The 17,444-nt window shown below is 58.9% G+C and carries 13 protein-coding genes; 6 read left to right on the forward strand and 7 right to left on the reverse strand.

Translation table 11 applies throughout. From position 1 onward, the window contains the following. Positions 1–348 precede the first annotated feature (348 nt). Both COHPA_RS0109920 and COHPA_RS0109925 read right to left on the reverse strand, forming a co-directional pair. Positions 349–2,694 (reverse strand): 3-hydroxyacyl-CoA dehydrogenase/enoyl-CoA hydratase family protein, encoded by a 2,346-nt coding sequence (locus COHPA_RS0109920; protein ID WP_027086025.1) that lies wholly within the window; start codon positions 2,692–2,694, stop codon positions 349–351. Positions 2,695–2,701: 7 nt separating this feature from the next. Next, a complete protein-coding gene (locus COHPA_RS0109925) occupies positions 2,702–4,762 on the reverse strand; it encodes a heterodisulfide reductase-related iron-sulfur binding cluster (RefSeq protein WP_027086026.1) in 2,061 nt (686 codons plus the stop codon). 188 nt (positions 4,763–4,950) lie between these two features. Here COHPA_RS0109925 and COHPA_RS0109930 point away from each other — a divergent pair, with 188 nt between their 5' ends. Both COHPA_RS0109930 and COHPA_RS0109935 read left to right on the forward strand, forming a co-directional pair. Continuing rightward, a complete protein-coding gene (locus COHPA_RS0109930) occupies positions 4,951–5,727 on the forward strand; it encodes an electron transfer flavoprotein subunit beta (RefSeq protein WP_027086027.1) in 777 nt (258 codons plus the stop codon). Positions 5,728–6,453: 726 nt separating this feature from the next. Continuing rightward, positions 6,454–7,449: an electron transfer flavoprotein subunit alpha/FixB family protein gene (locus tag COHPA_RS0109935; RefSeq protein ID WP_027086028.1), complete on the forward strand. Its 996-nt coding sequence runs from the start codon at positions 6,454–6,456 to the stop codon at positions 7,447–7,449. Between the two features lie 61 nt (positions 7,450–7,510). Here COHPA_RS0109935 and COHPA_RS0109940 read toward each other — a convergent pair whose 3' ends face one another. The 5 genes from COHPA_RS0109940 to COHPA_RS23310 form a co-directional block, all read right to left on the reverse strand. Beyond that, the gene (locus tag COHPA_RS0109940; protein WP_027086029.1) at positions 7,511–8,608 is read right to left on the reverse strand and encodes a carbohydrate ABC transporter permease; all 1,098 of its coding nucleotides are present in this window, start codon (positions 8,606–8,608) and stop codon (positions 7,511–7,513) included. A 1-nt stretch (position 8,609) separates the two neighbouring features. After that, positions 8,610–9,695 carry a carbohydrate ABC transporter permease gene (locus tag COHPA_RS0109945; protein ID WP_027086030.1) on the reverse strand — a complete coding sequence of 362 codons (1,086 nt, stop codon included), beginning with the start codon at positions 9,693–9,695 and terminating at the stop codon, positions 8,610–8,612. A gap of 98 nt (positions 9,696–9,793) precedes the next feature. Further along, the gene (locus COHPA_RS0109950; RefSeq protein WP_027086031.1) at positions 9,794–11,194 is read right to left on the reverse strand and encodes an ABC transporter substrate-binding protein; all 1,401 of its coding nucleotides are present in this window, start codon (positions 11,192–11,194) and stop codon (positions 9,794–9,796) included. A gap of 180 nt (positions 11,195–11,374) precedes the next feature. Next, positions 11,375–12,379, reverse strand: a complete 1,005-nt coding sequence (locus tag COHPA_RS0109955) for a LacI family DNA-binding transcriptional regulator (protein ID WP_027086032.1) — start codon at positions 12,377–12,379, stop codon at positions 11,375–11,377. Between the two features lie 192 nt (positions 12,380–12,571). Continuing rightward, positions 12,572–13,132, reverse strand: a complete 561-nt coding sequence (locus tag COHPA_RS23310; protein ID WP_027086033.1) for a hypothetical protein — start codon at positions 13,130–13,132, stop codon at positions 12,572–12,574. Positions 13,133–13,945: 813 nt separating this feature from the next. Between COHPA_RS23310 and ilvA the strand changes: the two genes are divergently transcribed. From ilvA to COHPA_RS25820, 4 genes are all read left to right on the forward strand, one after another. Next, a complete protein-coding gene (gene ilvA, locus COHPA_RS0109965) occupies positions 13,946–15,214 on the forward strand; it encodes a threonine ammonia-lyase IlvA (protein WP_027086034.1) in 1,269 nt (422 codons plus the stop codon). A 162-nt stretch (positions 15,215–15,376) separates the two neighbouring features. Continuing rightward, the gene (locus COHPA_RS0109970; protein WP_027086035.1) at positions 15,377–16,573 is read left to right on the forward strand and encodes an MFS transporter; all 1,197 of its coding nucleotides are present in this window, start codon (positions 15,377–15,379) and stop codon (positions 16,571–16,573) included. A gap of 30 nt (positions 16,574–16,603) precedes the next feature. Then, a complete protein-coding gene (locus COHPA_RS0109975; RefSeq protein ID WP_027086036.1) occupies positions 16,604–17,227 on the forward strand; it encodes a TVP38/TMEM64 family protein in 624 nt (207 codons plus the stop codon). Positions 17,228–17,298: 71 nt separating this feature from the next. Continuing rightward, positions 17,299–17,442: a hypothetical protein gene (locus COHPA_RS25820; RefSeq protein WP_169733259.1), complete on the forward strand. Its 144-nt coding sequence runs from the start codon at positions 17,299–17,301 to the stop codon at positions 17,440–17,442. Positions 17,443–17,444: the final 2 nt, after the last annotated feature.

Consider the following 17,444-nt stretch of genomic DNA (forward strand, 5'->3'; position numbering starts at 1 on the left):
TTGCGGAAATCCAACACTCGGGCCCATTTAAAAGCCTCACAGGCCCCTAATTCGAGGAAACCCACCATCACTCCCACTTAAAGGCCTCACAAACCTCTAATTCGCGGAAACCCAACACTCGTACCCATTTAGAGGCCTCTCAGGCCTCTAATTCGAGGAAACCCACCATCACTCCCATTTAAAGGCCTCACAAACCTCTAATTCGCGGAAACCCAACACTCGTGCCATTTAGAGGCTTCTCAGGCCTCTAATTCGAGGAAACCCACCATCACTCCCATTTAGAGGCTTCACAGGCCCCTAATTCGCGGAAACCCAACACTCGCGCCCATTTAACAGCTTCACAGGCCCTTAATTCCGCAGCGGCTTGCCTGTCGCCAGCATGTGACGCATGCGGTCTCGCGTCTGCCGTTCGCCGCACAGGCTGAGGAACGCCTCGCGCTCCAAGTCGAGCAGCCGCTGCTCGTCGACGATCGTGCCGGCAGAGACGTCACCGCCGGTCAGCACGCCCGCCAACTTATTCGCGATCGTCACGTCGTAATCGGTAATATAACCTCCTCTTCGCATCGACTGGACGCCCAGCTTCAGCACCGCCGCGGCATCCCGCCCGCCTACGGCGATCTTCCGATTCCCGCCTTGCGGCGCGTAGCCGAGCCGATCCAGCTCAAGCACCGTCCGCTTAGCTTCGGAGATTCGCGACTCTTCCCGCACGACGACTTTATCGCCGGGACGCCAGTACCCAAGCCGATTTGCCCCATAAGCGCTGTCCGACACTTTGGCCATGGCGATCGTCTCGAACAAGGCGGTCAGCGGCTGGCGAACGTCGTCCAAATTCGCCGCCTCCGCCCGATCCTGCGCGAGCGCGGCCGCGGCCAAGCATCCGCCTCCCGCGGGAATAAGCCCGACGCCCGTCTCCACGAGACCGAAATACGTCTCCGCAGAGAACACGATCCGGTCCGCGGGCATGCATGCTTCCACGCCTCCCCCCAGCGTCATCCGATGCGGCGCGGCGACGACCGGCCGGGCCAAAGTCCGCAGCGCGCGCATGCTATTCTGAAAATCGCCGATGATGAGATCGATTTCGTCCCATTCTTCGTTCTCCGCTTCCATCAGCAGCAGCATCAAGTTCGCTCCGACGCAGAAATTGCGCCCTTCGTTAGCGAGCACGAGCCCTCGCCAATTGCGATCCGTCTCGTCTACGGATCGGCGAATCGCCGCCAGAACGCCGGGTCCGATCGCATTGTTCGGAGAGTGGAACGCCAGGCAAGCCACTTCGTCTCCGAGATCGAACAAGCTGGCCCCGTCGCCCGCGAATACGACCTTGCCGCTATCCTTCAAGAGCCGCAGCGATATTTCATCCGGCGGTTCTTCCGCCGGCTTATATTCTCCTTTCGCGAAATAAACAGATTTGCCGTCCATCCTTGCGTAGAAAGACTTCGCTCCTCGTTCGAGCAACGCCGCAACAGGCGCAGGCACTGCTTTTCCCCGTTCCTCCAGCGAGTTCGCGAGCGTCTCCGAACCGAGGGCGTCCCATGTCTCGAACGGGCCATGCTCCCAATTGAAGCCCCACTTCATCGCTTGGTCGATCTCGCTGACCGTGTCCGCGATTTCTCCCAGCTTGTCGGCTGCATAGATCAGAGACGCTTCCAGCACGTCGCGGGCGAACGCGGCCAGCCGGTCGCCTTCCGCCGCTTGCACAATCGCCTGCAGCTTGCCGGCGGTGCCCTTAGCCATTCTTACCGCGTCCAACAACGGCGAGTTCACCCCTGCTCTCGGCACATAAGCCATCGTCGCAGGGTCTAGCGCCTCAATCCGGTCACCCGCCTCCTTCGCGTTTTTGTTTTTACGGTAAAACCCGCTGCCGCTCTTCTCCCCGATCCAACCTCGCTCGACAAGCTCTTCGACGATCCGGGGAGGAGCGAAAGCTTCCGCCTCGATCGCGTCGTCCGTATTCTCGCGCACGTTGCGGCACACGTGCAGGAACGTATCCAGCCCGACGATGTCGAGCGTGCGGAAAGTCGCGCTTTTCGGCCGCCCCATGAGCGGACCGGTAACCGCATCCACCTCCTCGATCGTAAGCCCGTGTTTCTCCATGGCGTTCAACGTAGCCAGAATCGAAAACGTGCCGATCCGGTTCGCGATAAAGTTGGGCGTATCCTTGGCGATGACGACCCCTTTGCCGAGCCGGTCCCGGCAGAACGCGGCCACCTCCTTGACCAGAGTCTGATCCGTCTCCCGGCAAGGTACGACCTCTACCAGCTTCATATAACGAGGCGGATTGAAAAAATGCGTCACGACCGCATGTCTGCGCATCTCCGTCCCGCATACCGACACGATCGCTTCGATCGATAATCCCGACGTATTGCTGCTGACGACGATGCCCGGCTTCCAAACCGACGCGATTTTCGTCCATACCGAATGTTTAACCTCGAGCCTCTCCGACACGGCTTCGATCACCCAATCGCAGCTTGCGAGCGCGGCCAAATCCCGATCCAAGTCGCCAGGCGTTATTCGCGATACGAATGCCGGATCATAGAGCGCCGCCGGCTTCGTATCCTTCAGCTTCGCAAGCCCCTTGGCCGCCAGCCCCTCCAGATCGAGCAGCAAGCAAGGGACGCCCGCGTTCGCCAAATGCGCGGCGATCGCCGAACCCATAACGCCGGCTCCGATCACCGCGGCTTTTCGTACGTTCCACATCCCGACCTCACCTCTCCCGATTCCGGCTCGGGAACACGGACATTGCCAGCAGCTCCGCCACGTCCAGCGCCGACGTCCTTTCTTCCGCTCCGTGCTTCCGCAGCCCCTCCTCCATCATCGTCAGGCAATAGGGACAAGACGAACCGACGATGTCCGCCCCCGTATGAAGCGCTTGAGCCGTCCTGACTTCATTCACTCTGCGCCCCGGTTCTTCGAGCCACATCCGTCCGCCGCCGGCGCCGCAGCACAGCCCGTTCTTGCCCGACTTCTCCATCTCGTTCAGCGACAGTCCCGGTATCGCGGACATGATCGCCCTTGGTGCCTCGGTTATTCCGTTATATCGCGCCAGGTAACAAGAGTCGTGGAACGTCAGCGTCTTATCGACGGCATGACGCGGCTTTAGTCGGCCTGCCTGGACCAGCTCCGAGAGCAGCTCCGTATGGTGCCTCACCTCCCCCTCGAATCCGAAATCCCGGTATTCGTTGCGGAAAAGATGGTACGTATGCGGGCAAGTCGTGACGATGCGCTTGATCCCGTATCGCTTGAACGTCTCCACGTTGCCGCGGCACAGCTCCTGAAACAAATATTCGTCGCCCAGCCGCCTCGGCGTGTCGCCCGAATTGCGCTCCTCCGCGCCGAGCACGGCGAACGATACCCCGGCTTCGCGAAGCAGCCGCGCGAACGCGAACGTCACTCCCCTCGCTCTTAAGTCGTAAGCCCCCATGCTGCCGACCCACCAGAGCCATTGCGGCTTCGGATTGTCCCGGATCGTCGGGATGCGCCAGCCCTCCCGCGCGGCGAACGCTTCTATCCATGCGGCTCTCTCTTGACGGGGAAACCCCCATGGATTACTCTGCCTGTCGATGTTCTGCAGCGTTCTTTTGGCCTCGGCCGGCATGCGTCCTTCGGTAAGAACGAGGTACCTGCGCATCTCGATTAGAGGCGTAAGCTGCCGGTTGCCGACCGGGCAGCGCTCCTCGCAAGCGCGGCAAGTCGTGCACGACCAAATCTCCTGCTCCGTCACGACTTCTCCGATGAGCGACGGCTCGGCGCCCTCGGGGCTCTGTATCCATCCTGCGGATTGCCAGGCCATCGTCGCGTGAATGTCCATGCGATCGGTGTTTGATTGCGCAGGCGTGGCGAATGCCGGGGTGAACGTCATGCCCTTGTTCAGAATCGTGTCGCGGAGCTTCGTCATCAAGTGCATCGGGGACAGCCCTTTGTCCGTGTTCGCGGCCGGACAGACGTCGGTGCATCGTCCGCATTCCACGCAGGCGAACAGATCGAGCCGCGTCGCTCGCGTCAGATCGGCGATCTCGTTCATGCCGAACTTCTCGGCGGACTCGTCTTCTAAATCCAGCGGCGTCATCGTCGGCGGCCCTTTCGGCCGGAATAACCAATTGACGGGTGCGGTCATGAGATGAAAATGTTTCGATAAAGGTACATAGACGAGAAACCCGAGCAACAGGACGAGATGAGCCCACCAAGCGGATTCGTAACCGACTGCCGCCGGGATCGCGTCGAGGCCCGAAGCAAGCGGCGAGGACAAAGGCGCCATCGCCGACGCTTCTCTCCCTTCCCTGAGCCGGTCGAATGCCAGCGTAAGCGCTATCGAGATCATGAGCGCCGAAATCCAGATCAACACGAGCGCCGGCTTCCGGCCTTTCGGCAGACGGCTCAATCTCCGCACGTACCGCCGGTAACCCGCGTAAGCGACGGCCAGCAGCACAAGCGCCACCGTCAACTCTTGCACCAATCCGAACCACGGCCGGTCCGCAAGAGGAAGCGAACGGCCGCTCACCCCTTTGACGATGATTTCTAACGCGCCGATCTGAAGCACGAGGAATCCGTAGAACAATACGAGATGCATCGCACCGCTTCGCCGATCCTGCAGAAGACGCCGATGCCCGAACACTTGAACGCTTGCGGCCTTCGCTTGTTCCCGCGACAGCGCCATGCGGCCGTCTTGCTTGCCCGCCATAATAAGCCGAATGCGGCCGGCCACGATCCACGCGAAAGCGCCGATGCCCAGCAGCATGACCCCCAGGAAAACCCATACGTTCGCCATATCTCTCCCCGCTCTCGCGAAGCCTCCCGCCTTCTGAACCCGCCCCTCCCTTCATAAGCTTGAGAAGAAGCTGCTACCGTCTGTTACTCGTAAATTTATTCGCCTGCCGCCCGCCGTTATGCCCATATCGGCAAAAAAGGACACGTTCCATCGCGTTTCGAAAACACGGGCGTCACGCCCGAAGAGAGGTGGTTGCGATTGACATCGCGGTGCTGATCAAATCCGTCATCGCGACGGACGAACCGATTCGGGTCGTTCAAGGAAAAGTCGACGGCCATTCGATCAAACGCACGATCAATCCTTACGACGAGTTTGCTTTGGAGGAAGCGCTGAGGATCAAAGAAACGCATGGCGGCACCGTCACGGTGCTGTCGCTCGGGGGAGACGAAACCGTGGAGGCGCTTCGCACGGGGCTTGCGATGGGGGCCGACGAAGCCGTCTGGATTCGTTCGGAAGCGGAGGGGCTGGATGAGCACGCGGTATCGCGTCTTATCGCCGGCGCGATCGAGTCGAAAGCGTACGATCTCGTGTTCGCGGGGCATCTTTCGATCGATAACGGAACCGGCCAAGTGGCGATTCGCGTCGCGGAGCTGCTCGGATGGCCGCACGCGGGAGCGGTGATCGCGTGCTCGGTAGAAGGGCGCGTCGTGCGCGTGACGAGGGACGCGGAGGGCGACAGCGAAAGCTGGGAGCTGCCGATTCCCGCGCTGCTCACCGCGCAGCAAGGGCTGAACGAGCCGCGTTACCCGGCGCTCGCCGGAATTATGAAGGCGAAGCGCAAGCCGTTGGCTGAACTGTCCGTCGCGGCCCTAGGCGGCGCCACCGCTCCGCGCACCGAGCGGCTGGCGTGCGAGGAGCAGCCCGCGCGGCCGCCCGGGCGGAAGCTGAGCGGCACGCCGGCGGAGCAAGCGGCGGAGCTGCTTGCGTTGCTGCGCGGCGAGGCGAAGGTGCTGGGGCGAAAATGAGCGGACAGTGGACCGAGCCGGATTAGCGTTGCCGCGTAACGTTACTTCGGCGCACCTACGAGACCGAGCCTATTTAGCATTGCCGCACAACGTTACTTCGGCGCACCCACGGGACCAAGCCGGTTTTGCGTTACCGCACAACGTTACATCGGAGCACCCACGGGACCGAGCCGGATTAGCGTTGTCGCACAACGTTACTTCGGCGCACCCACGGGACCGAGCCGGATTAGCGTTGCCGCGCAACGTTACTTCGGCGCACCCACGAGACCGAGCCGGATTAGCGTTGCCGCGCAACGTTACTTCGGCCCACCCACGGGACCGAGCCGGATTAGCGTTGCCGCACATTGTTACTTCGGCGCACCCACGGGACCAAGCCGGTTTTGCGTTACCGCACAACGTTACTTCGGCGCACCCACGGGACCGAGCCGGATTAGCGTTGCCGCGCAACGTTACTTCGGCGCACCTACGGGACCGAGCCGGATTAGCGTTGCCGCACAACGTTACTTCGGCGCACCCACGGGACCGAGCCGGATTAGCGTTGCCGCACAACGTTACTTCGGCGCACCCACGGGACCGAGCCGGATTAGCATTGCCGCGCAACATTACTTCGGCGCACTTACGGGACCGAGCCGGATTAGCGTTGCCGCACAACGTTGCTTCGGCGCAAAAGCAGCACCAACACCCACGGAAGAGTAAATCTCCTATATATCCGGAGGTGAGCGGACGATGAAGCAACACGTGGTCGTCGCGGAATGCCGCGACGGAAAGCTGCGGCGAGTCTCGCTCGAGGCGATCGCCGCAGCACGGCAGTGCATGGCGGCCGGCGACAAGCTCGCCGTCCTGCTGCTCGCCGGCGGCGCCACCGACGCCGCCGAGGCAACCCGACTGGCGTGCCGCGGGCCGGATGAGGTGATCGTCATCGATCACCCCATCCTCTCCCGCTACACGCCGGAGACGTACGCCGCCGCCCTCGTCGCGGGGGCGGCGGCGCTAAACCAACCGCCCGACGCTTGGTGGCTCGGCCACACCGCGATCGGGCGCGATCTTGCCCCGCGGCTGGCCGCCCGCCTCGAGGCGGGGCAAATCTCGGACGCGATATCCGCCGCCGCAGGCCAAGGCGGAAGCGTCCGGTTCACGCGCGCGCTGCACGCGGGCAAAGCGCTGGAGCAGCGCGCTTTGCTGCCGGGCGCCCCGTGGATCGTGACGGTGCGCCCGAACAACTTTCCGCCCGCCCCCGAGATGGGCGCGCTTACCCCTGCCGCGCCGATCCGCAGCGCGGCCTTCACCCCCCCGCAGACGCGCATCGTCGTGCGCGACGTCGTGCGGCGCGTCTCCGCCGCCGTCGACTTGACCGAGGCGCGCGTCATCGTCGCCGGCGGCCGCGGCGTCCGAAGCGCGGAAGGCTTCGCACCGCTTGCCGCGCTGGCGAGCTTGCTCGGCGGAGCCGTCGGCGCGTCGCGCGGGGCCTGCGATGCCGGCTACTGCGACTACGCGCTGCAGATCGGCCAGACCGGCAAAACGGTCACGCCCGACCTGTACATCGCCTGCGGCATCAGCGGCGCGGTACAGCATCTTGCGGGCATGAGCCGTTCGCGAGTTATCGTCGCCATCAACAAAGACCCTGACGCGCCCATCTTCGGCGTCGCCGATTACGGGATCGTCGGGGATCTGTTCGAGGTCGTTCCGGCCATTATCGGCGAACTCGGCAACAACAACGCCTAACAAAAAGCGGCTCCCGCCCCGGCACTAACACCGAGCGGAAGCCGCTTTTTCTTACACCCTGCTACCCTTTGACCGACCCGCCCAGCAAGCCTCGCACGAAGTAACGCTGCAAGCCGAAGAAGACGGCCAGCGGCATGAGCATCGACACGAACGCCGCGGCGGTCAACAGATGCCAGGCGTCTCCGCGCGAACCGACCATATTGGCGATTCGCATGGACAGCACTTGAACATCCTCCTGCCCGCCAAGGAAAATCAGAGACACCAGGTAATCGTTCCACACCCACAGGAACTGGAAAATACTGATCGAAGCGATCGAAGGCACCGCCAACGGAAGGATCAGCCTCGTGAATATCGTGAAGTTCGTCGCGCCGTCCATATAGGCCGATTCGAACAAATCCTTCGGAAGCTGGCTAATATACGAATACATAAAGTAAGTCGCCAGCGGAAGCCCGAACCCGGCGTGCGCGATCCAGGTCCCGAGGAAATTGCCGTTCAAGCCTAGCGAGGCGAAATCATTGGACACCGGAATAAGCGCGACTTGCAGCGGCACGACGAGCAGCATGATCACGACGACGAACAGCGTCTTGCGGAGCGGAAACTTCAGCCACGCAAACGCGTAGGCGGCGAAGCTGGCGATCAGGATCGGGATGACCGTCGCCGGAATCGAGACGACGACCGTGTTCAGGAAAGCCCTCGACATGTTGCTGCCCTTCTCCGTCCGCTCGCTGCCGTCGGGTTGCTTGAGCTTATACGTTTTCCCTGTCAGCACGCCCTCATAGTTGTCGAGCGTGAAGGTCGTATTCGCGACCCAGCCGGGTTCTTGAACATTGATCAAACGCGCGCGGCGGTTCTCCCAGACCAGCGTCGAGCCGTCGGACGCCTTGACGCCGCTTCGCAACTGTTCGTCGCTGAAGGTTTGGTCCTCGACTTGGATCGGCTGACTAAGATCGGTATCCTTCGGCAGTTGGATTTGGTCTTTCGTGACGTTCTCGCGATGAGGCGCGACCGTCCACCAGCCGGAGCCCAGAATTTCGCTGGCCGGCCTGAACGAAGACACGAACAATCCTAGCGTCGGGATAAGCCAGATTAGGCAAATTACGGCCAATATCGTATTAACGAGCGCCTTGGAACCGTTACGGCGCGAATGTTTCCTTCTCATATTAGATCTCCCCCTGCTTCCGGATCTGCCGCAGGTTGAACACGATCACGGGGATGACGGCGATCAGAAGCACGATGGCAAGCGTCGAGCCGTATCCGAAGTTTTGGTACATGAAGAACTGACGGTAGAATTGGGTCGCCACGACCTCGGTATCGTACTGTCCACCCGTCATGACCATGACCACGTCGAATATTTTCAATGTAAACACGATGACCGTCGTCGTCACGGACAATAGCGTCGTCGAGATGTACGGGATGATGATCCGGAAGAAAATGCGGATTTCTCCCGCTCCGTCCATCCGAGCGGCCTCGAGAATGTCTTCGGGGACGCTCTTGAGCGCAGCGGACAAGATGACCATCGCGAACCCGGTCTGCATCCAGATCAGGATCAAGATCAGGAAAAGGTTGTTCCAAGGTAGGTACGCGCTCGTCCAAGCTTGGGGCTCTCCGCCGAAATAGACGACGATCGCGTTCAGCAGACCGATCTGCTCGTCGCCCGGCTGATAGTAATAAATAAACTTCCAGATCACGCCCGCGGCGACAAAGGAAATCGCCATCGGCATGAAGATGATCGCCTTCGCCAGCTTCTCGAAGCTGCTTCGGTCGGCGAGCACCGCGATCAGCAAGCCGAGAAGGATGCATGCCGTCGCCCCGAAGACGACCCAAAGCAGGTTGTTGCGAAGCGCCGTCAGCAGCAGGCGGTTCGTGAATACCGCCGCGTAGTTGGCGAAGCCGACGAATTTACTGGACGATTCGTCCTGAAAGCTCATGATCAGCGTCCGGATCGTCGGGATAAGCAACAGCCAGCCGAGCAGCCCGATCGCGGGTCCGATGAAGAGGAACGGCTGAATTCTCCTTTTCCACGTGTCCGAGTATTGCTCGATCACCCAGTTGAGGGACCAGTAGATCGTATATACGCCCGCGACTCCCCATAGGATGGCCAGAATCGCATAGACGACCGGATTCAGTTCGCTGTCTCTCAGGAATATGAAGATCGCGGAATGCACGATTACATTCAGCAGCGGTACAAGTACCGACCACAAGGCGATTTTGGGCACGCTGCGCTTGACAGCGGAATCCGTCGGCATCGTAATCTTCCTTTCCGTATATTCAACAAGAAACGGAGGACATCGGCGCCATGTCTTTATTCGCGTGTCCCCCGTTCCCTATTGCTTGCTTCGGTGCGTTACTTCTGCCAGCCGGCTTGAATCTCTTCCATCGCTTTATCGAGGTTAACCGTGCCGCTGACGTAGTCGGTCATGCCCTTCCAGAAGGTGCCTGCGCCAACCGCGCCAGGCATCAGGTCGGAGCCGTCGAAGCGGATTGCCGTTGCGTTCTGCACGAATTCGGCCATGCGGCGCTCGACGTCCGTCGAATACCAAGAAGGATCGGCGTCGTTCATCGGAGCGATGACGCCTCCGGATTGAATCCAAGTTTTGATCGATTCGCCGGTCGTGAAAAATTCCATGACCGCGCGCACTTCCGGACGATCGTTGAACATGGCGTAGATGTCGCCCGCCACGAGCGCCGGCGTGCCGTATTGCGGATCGATCGAAGGCAATGGGAACCAGTCGTAGTCCTCGCCCGTCTTCAAGCCTTCCGGGAAGAAGCTCGTAATGAAGCTTGCCTGGCGATGCAGCCATGCTTTCGGCGGATTGTCGAACAACACTTTCGGGGAGTCGCCGAACGCCGTCGATACGATCGATTTCTGACCGCCGTAGACGGCGCCTTCTTTAAGCCAAATCTCGGACATTTTCTGAACCGCGTTCTTCACGATCGGGTCCGTGAACGGCAGCTCGCCTTTGACCCATTTATCGTAATTTTCCGGGCTGGTCGTGCGAAGCATAATGTCCTCGACCCAGTCGGTAGCCGGCCAACCGGTGGCGGCGCCGGACTCGATGCCGATCGCCCACGCCGGATCGCCGTCCTTGACGATCTGATCGGTAAGCGCGAGCAGCTCATCCCAAGTTTTCGGAACCGTGTAACCTGCCGCCTCGAATTCCTTCTTGTTGTACCAGACCAGGCTCTTCACGCTGCTGCGGGCCCAGATGCCGGCCATGATCTTGCCGTTGCTGCCGTCCATGGTCGCCATGTCGAGCCAGCTTTGGTTGTATTTCTTCTTCAAAGTCGCTTGGTCGAGAATCGTGGAGATGTCGATGACCTTGCCGGACTTGGCGATATTCGCCAGCAATCCGGGCTGCGGGAAGTCCGCGATGTCCGGCGCGTTGCCGCCGTTGACGCGAACGTTGATCGTCGCTTCGAATTCCTTGGAACCTTCATAGGCGATGTCGATGCCCGATTTCTGTTCGAAATCTTTGATCGCTTCCTCGAATTGCACCTGGTCTGCGTCGACGAACGGTCCGAACATCGTCACTTTAGTGCCCTTGAACTTGCCCGCCAGCGCATCGGCCAGCGCTCCGCCGGTCGCCTCGCTCGGAGAAGCCGACGGGCTTTCGGTGCCGGCCGGGGTCGTACCCGCCGGGGAAGGCTCCGTATTATTATTGTTATTGCCTCCGCATGCCGATAGCAGCATGGAAAGCGAGAGTACCGCTACGAGCGAAGTCGTCCAGGCTTTCGTCTTTATCATTCTTGTTACCCCTCTCTGAATTTAGGTGTTGCTTGCTTCAAAGAATCGTCTGCATCGTATCCGTTATCTGTAGGATTCCCCACCTCCCAGCGTAGTTTACCTTCGCGAATTGCGCGTCGTCCGCAGAGTCTGAAAAGCTTTTCAGAATTCAACAACATTCGACCGCTTGCTTCCGACTCTCTACAGCCGCGCCGTCGACGCTCGCTCAATGATTTCATGGGGGACGATTTCCCGGAGCACCGCATCCGTCTGTCCGTTAATTCTCGCATGCAGCTTCTCCACCGCCCGATATCCGATTTGGTACATCGGCTGCGCGACCGTCGTCAACTTGGGAACGGTATAAGCGGACAGACGAATGTTATCGAAGCCGACGACCGAAACTTGGTTCGGAACGGATACTCCCTTATCGTTCAAGTAGCTGAGCACCCCCATCGCCAGCACATCCGAAACGGCGAACACGGCAGTTAAATCGGAGGCTTGCCGGAAAAGGGATTCCGCGGCGTCATAGGGATCGTGTGAATACTCGCTCACGAAAAAAATATTGTCCCTTTTCAACTCTAAGTTATATTCCCTGAGCGCGCGAACATACCCCTGATACCGAGTCTGGCCGGCTATGCTGTCTCCGAGGTCGAAGCTGATCATTCCGATCCGGCGGTGACCGGATTCGATCAAATAGCGCGTCGCGTCGTAAGCCGCCTGCTCATCGTCGATCTTGACCGACGGAAGCTCGTATTCCATCGAATGGGTAGCGACGAGGACGACAGGCATGCGGTGCCTTTTCAGTTCTTTATAATAATCGGGAAAAATCGGGTTGCTCGTATACAGAAGACCGTCGATTTGCTTCTCGTAGAACGTGTTGAGGTAAGAAAAAAGCCGGTTGCGGTCCGTGTCCGTGTTGCAGATGACGAGGCTGTATCCGGCTTTCTTGGAAGCATCCTCCATGCCTCGGATAATATCGGCGTAGTAGGCGTTGCGAATGTCCGGAATGACCACGCCTAACGTATTGGTTTTCTTATAGATCAAACCTCTTGCCAGCGCGTTCGGTTTATATTTGAGCTCTTCGATGGCGGCTAGAACGCGCTCTTTCTTGATGTCCACCACGGTTTCGGGGGCGTTCATTACCCTGGATACGGTGCTGATGGACACGCTCGCAAGCTTTGCGACATCTTTAATGGTTGGTTTCATTCTGAACCCCGCTCGAGTTTCTGAAAAGCTTTTCAAGATCTTATTGCCATCATGATACCGCTTACATTATCTTTCTGTCAATCTTTGTTTTCGATGTCTTGTCCGCCTTATGATGAGAAGCAGCGCCGGAATGCCCGACACTGCTTCTAGAGCGATTTTCCGCTGTTAAGCTCCCCATCGAATGCTTTCTCTTTACAGCAACGCTTTCAAATCCATTAACGACGGCTTCTTCAGCTTTACCTTAAGATCGCCGACGCCCCACTCGACTCTCTCGACCTTTAATGGCTTCGGCAGCTCGTCGCCCAGCGGAACGACGAAGCCCGCGACGGCCGAATTCGGCAGGGAGATTCCCTTGATGCGCGCCTCTTCGACTGTGGCGACGATGTTCGGATTGTCCCAGCTCAGTCGATAGACGATCCGCAAGGTCGATGGAACAAGGTCTTTCCACAGCACGTTCAAATCCGCGACAAGCAAATCGCCGAGAACCGTGAATTTCGCCCCCGTCACCTCGATGTCTTGCCGTACGATCGGATCTTCCGCCAGCTTGGCCTTCAGCAGATTGTTCACGTCGGCTTCGGTTACGATCAACTCGAGCGACGTGCGCTTCACCATATCGAGCGCCCGCTCCTTGATCGGCACCGTGCGCGCGTTCAAATCCAGCGGTTCGGTCGGCCTAATATAAAACAACCCCGCCAAGGCGGCGATCACGGCGACAATGAGGAGGACGACGAGTCTAACGAGCCATTTTCTCAACGATAATGCAACTCCTTCGGTAACTCTGAATATTCCGATTGACAACCTCGTACTGGAAGCGTATAACAGAAATTAAATTCATTGACGGGAACGCGCCGTCCTTCCGTTTCATCCGACAGAGAGCCGGCGATTGGCTGAGAGCCGGCGGTTGAAGCCAGGAACAGGTATCCTCCCCGAGAAGCCGCGCCGAAACTTCGCCGTAAGCGCGGACGCAATCCCCCGTTACGGGAAAGCGTCGTATATCGATACGACGAACGAGTGCCGTTTGTTTCGCCGATCGCGAAACTTTCGGAACGAGGGTGGTACCACGGAGCGAATTCCGTCCCTATTCAGGGGGCGGTTTTTTTGTTTTCCGCAATTAAGATCACCATGCGACTCTATTTCGCCCGCACGACCGTTTCTCGGCTAAATAAGATCACCTCGTGACTCTATTTCGCTCACACGACCGCTTCTCGGCTAAATAAGATCACCTCGTGACTCTATTTCGCTCACACGACCGCTTCTCGGCTAAATAAGATCACCACGTGACTCTATTTCGCTCACACGACCGTTTCTCGGCTAATTAAGATCACCACGTGACTCTATTTCGCCCGCATGACCGTTTCTCGGCTAATTAAGATCACCACGTGACTCTATTTCGCTCGCATGACCGCTTCTCGGATAAATAAGATCACCACGTGACTCTATTTCGCCCGCATAACCGTTTCTCGGCTAAATAAGATCACCATGCGACTCTATTTCGCCCGCACGACCGATTGCTGCAGCATACTAACCCTACACGCCCTTGCCGGCAAACGAAAGGATGATGTTCTCATGACGCAACGCGATTCCGGAGTTACCGTACCTTTGGCCGACATGCTGAGCGCGCACCGCGTGCTGCAGGAGGTGATCGCGCCGACGCCGCTCCAGCTCAACCGCGCGCTGTCGCATAAATTCGGCTGCAACGTCTACTTGAAGCGCGAGGATTTGCAGATCGTGCGTTCGTTCAAAATTCGCGGCGCGTACAACCTCATCTCCTCGCTGACGGACGAGGAGAGGTCCCGCGGCGTCGTCTGCGCCAGCGCTGGCAACCATGCGCAAGGGGTGGCCTTCTCCTGCTACAAGCTCGGCATTAAAGGCATTATCTATATGCCTGCGACGACGCCCAGGCAGAAGATTAATCAAGTGAAGCTGTTCGGAGGAGACCAGATCGACATCCGTCTCATCGGCGACACGTTCGACGATGCTTACGCGGAAGCGAGCCGCGCGAGCCGCGAACACGATATGCCGTTCGTCCATCCTTTCGACGATCCTCGTATCGTCGCAGGCAACGCAACCGTTGGCAAGGAAATCGTCGAAGGCGGTATCCAGAATATCGACGTGCTGCTGCTTACGGTCGGCGGCGGCGGACTGGCTGCCGGCGTCGCCTCTTACGTCAAAGCGACAAGCCCGGCGACGCACATCATCGGAGTAGAGCCGGAAGGCGCGCCATCTATGCGTAAAGCGTTCGATCAAGGCGGCGTCGTCACGCTGGACGAGATCGACAAGTTCGTGGACGGCGCGGCGGTCAAACGCGCCGGCGATCTCACGTACGCCATCTGTCGAGAGTTGCTGGGCGACATCGTAGTCGTCCCGGAAGGCCGCGTCTGCACGACGATTCTCGAACTGTACAACGAACACGCCATCGTCGCCGAGCCGGCCGGCGCGCTCACCGTCGCCGCGCTGTCCGCGCTCGATCCGGAGGAAATTCGCGGCAAGAACGTCGTCTGCGTCATTAGCGGCGGCAACAACGACATCGACCGGATGCAAGAGATCAAGGAACGCTCGCTGATCTACGAAGGGCTGAAGCATTATTTTATGATCAACTTTCCGCAACGGGCAGGCGCCCTTCGCGAATTTCTCGACGACGTGCTCGGTCCTAACGACGATATCGTACAATTCGAATATACGAAAAAGCATAACAAGGAGAACGGTCCGGCGCTTGTCGGCATCGAGCTGAAGAGCCCCGAAGACTATGACCCTCTGCTCCAACGAATGGTAAGCAAAGGCTTCCAGTTCGTCGAGCTGAACAAGGACCCGTTGCTGTTCAACCTGCTGATCTGATTGTAACCGAATGACGGTGGAGCTTATAGTAACGTTGCTCATATGCGCAAACTAGGCGTAAGACCGGATCGTCTTGGATATCGTTCGCCAATTGCATATAATGGAAGGAGCTTCCGTACCGCTCATACGAAGCCGATCTTCCCAAAGGAGCGAGCTCCACGAGTGAAAACTGCCTCAAAGCAATCGTTGCTGCTATCGGACATGCCGCTACATATCGCCATTCTGTTCTTAGTCGAATTCGTACGCGGAGCCGCGCTCATCAGCTTTCTGCCGATCTACGGTGAGCAAGAGCTCGGCCTTGATCTCGACGTGATCGGCGCGGCCATTACCGCTTCATTCGTAACCGATACCGTCGTTAAGCTTGCCATCGGTTATTTGCTCGACAAGCTGTCGGTTCGCGCGATCGTCAGCATCGGATCGCTATTCTCTCTGATCGGCATAGCCGTGCTTCAATTCGCGGACGCTCCATGGATGTTCATCTCGGCAGCCGCAGTCTATGGGGTCGGGATTTCGCCGTTATGGATCGTCTGCCTGACGAAAGTCCGCGAGGATCGCCGGGCTACGCAGATGGGATTCTTATACACGGTCTGGCTAGTAGGTCTCGGTACCGGCCCGGTCGTGACGAACCTGTTGCTCGATTACGACAGGGAATTGACCTATTGGGTTCTCGTTGGCGTAACGCTAGTCGCCGCGCTGCTATCATTGTGCATTGCCGGAGACCGCAGCGTTCGCGTGGAAGTCGTGCCGTTCCGGCGGCAGTTGTCCATCCTGGGCAGCAGGTTGCGGGAGATGAAGCTTCTGCTGCCCGGCATGGTGCTCCAGACGCTCGCGGCGGGGATGTTAATGCCGATCTTGCCCAGCTTCGCGGTGAACGATCTCGGCATGTCGGCCAATCAATATTCTTTACTGCTCTTAATCGGCGGCGGCTGCACGGCAATCGGTCTTATCCCGATGGGCAAGCTGTCGGACGCACTCGGCAAAAAATGGTTTCTCATCATCGGCTTTCTGCTCTTCGGAGCGGTGATGTTCGCCTTAACCGTCAAGCCTCCGGTCGGACTCGCGATGTTATGCGCGCTCGTGCTCGGCTTTTCATACGCGGCCGTATTGCCTGCTTGGAACGCCCTGCTTGCCGCCTATATCCCCCCGGGCCAACAAGGCCTTGGCTGGGGCGTGCTATCTACCGTAGAAGGCATCGGCGGCATGATCGGTCCGTATATCGGCGGGGTGATTGCGACCGGCTTCAGCCAGTCGTCGGTCGTCGGGTTAACCGGCATTCTATTCATTTTCATCAGCACGTTCTACGTCTTTTTCCCATTCCGGCTGTTTCGGGGCGAAGAGCCGCCTCATGCAGTCCGCTAATTTTTGAACCGAGGATTGGAGCCTGACCTCATGTCTACTTTGTTGTCCCTTTTGTCCGAACGTTGGAACGAATGGATTACCGTACTGAAAGGCACTACGTTAGATGATATCGAGAGCTTGCTCCATCGTTATTCCGAGCTTGGACCGCTTCCCGGCATTCTGCTGCCGCTGCTTGAAGCTTTCCTGCCGATCTTGCCGCTTGTCGTGTTCGTCGTGGCCAACGCCTCCGCGTACGGCATGTGGCTGGGCTTCCTCTATTCTTGGGTCGGGGTTTCCCTCGGTTCGTTACTCGTGTTCATGATCGCTCGCAAGCTTAGCGTACGGTACGGGGAGCGAATCCGGCGTCGGTTTCCGAAGGCCGGGAAGTTCTTCGATTTCGTGGAACGCAAAGGGTTCACGCCGATCTTCCTGCTCGCTTGCTTCCCGTTCTCGCCTTCCGTCATCGTCAACATTGCCGCAGGCTTGTCCAAAATACCTCTGCACACGTTCCTCACCGCCGTCCTGCTCGGGAAAGCGGTCATGATATTCACGCTATCGTTCCTCGGCCACGATCTCAGGGCGATGGTCGATAACCCTTGGCGGATCGTCATGGCCGTCGCGATTCTGCTTCTCATGTGGATCGCCGGCCGTAAGCTGGAGGCGCGGTTCACTTAATCCGTGCCGGCATAACGCCCCCGCTTCCGTGGCAACCTATGCGAGTATTCATCGCGAAGGAGGACACAGCCATGTCGGGCGAACACCCATCCCGCAAGCAACTGGAGGCTAGCATTGCCCAATCGAAAGCCGACCGGTCCGGTCAAGGCCAAGAGCAAGCGCGCAAGCTTCAATCGGAGGCGGATCGCGCCGCCTATCCTAAACACGGATTGTAAGG

Origin of the sequence: Cohnella panacarvi Gsoil 349 (genome assembly GCF_000515335.1) — a bacterium.
Lineage (GTDB): Bacteria > Bacillota > Bacilli > Paenibacillales > Paenibacillaceae > Cohnella > Cohnella panacarvi.

What these genes read in the sequence shown, in the direction of transcription:
- COHPA_RS0109920 (WP_027086025.1), bottom strand. Translation starts at nt 2,694, where the DNA reads ATGTGGAACGTACGAAAAGCCGCGGTGATCGGAGCCGGCGTTATGGGT.
- COHPA_RS0109925 (WP_027086026.1), bottom strand. Translation starts at nt 4,762, where the DNA reads ATGGCGAACGTATGGGTTTTCCTGGGGGTCATGCTGCTGGGCATCGGC.
- COHPA_RS0109935 (WP_027086028.1), top strand. Translation starts at nt 6,454, where the DNA reads ATGAAGCAACACGTGGTCGTCGCGGAATGCCGCGACGGAAAGCTGCGG.
- COHPA_RS0109940 (WP_027086029.1), bottom strand. Translation starts at nt 8,608, where the DNA reads ATGAGAAGGAAACATTCGCGCCGTAACGGTTCCAAGGCGCTCGTTAAT.
- COHPA_RS0109945 (WP_027086030.1), bottom strand. Translation starts at nt 9,695, where the DNA reads ATGCCGACGGATTCCGCTGTCAAGCGCAGCGTGCCCAAAATCGCCTTG.
- COHPA_RS0109950 (WP_027086031.1), bottom strand. Translation starts at nt 11,194, where the DNA reads ATGATAAAGACGAAAGCCTGGACGACTTCGCTCGTAGCGGTACTCTCG.
- COHPA_RS0109955 (WP_027086032.1), bottom strand. Translation starts at nt 12,379, where the DNA reads ATGAAACCAACCATTAAAGATGTCGCAAAGCTTGCGAGCGTGTCCATC.
- ilvA (WP_027086034.1), top strand. Translation starts at nt 13,946, where the DNA reads ATGACGCAACGCGATTCCGGAGTTACCGTACCTTTGGCCGACATGCTG.
- COHPA_RS0109975 (WP_027086036.1), top strand. Translation starts at nt 16,604, where the DNA reads ATGTCTACTTTGTTGTCCCTTTTGTCCGAACGTTGGAACGAATGGATT.
- COHPA_RS25820 (WP_169733259.1), top strand. Translation starts at nt 17,299, where the DNA reads ATGTCGGGCGAACACCCATCCCGCAAGCAACTGGAGGCTAGCATTGCC.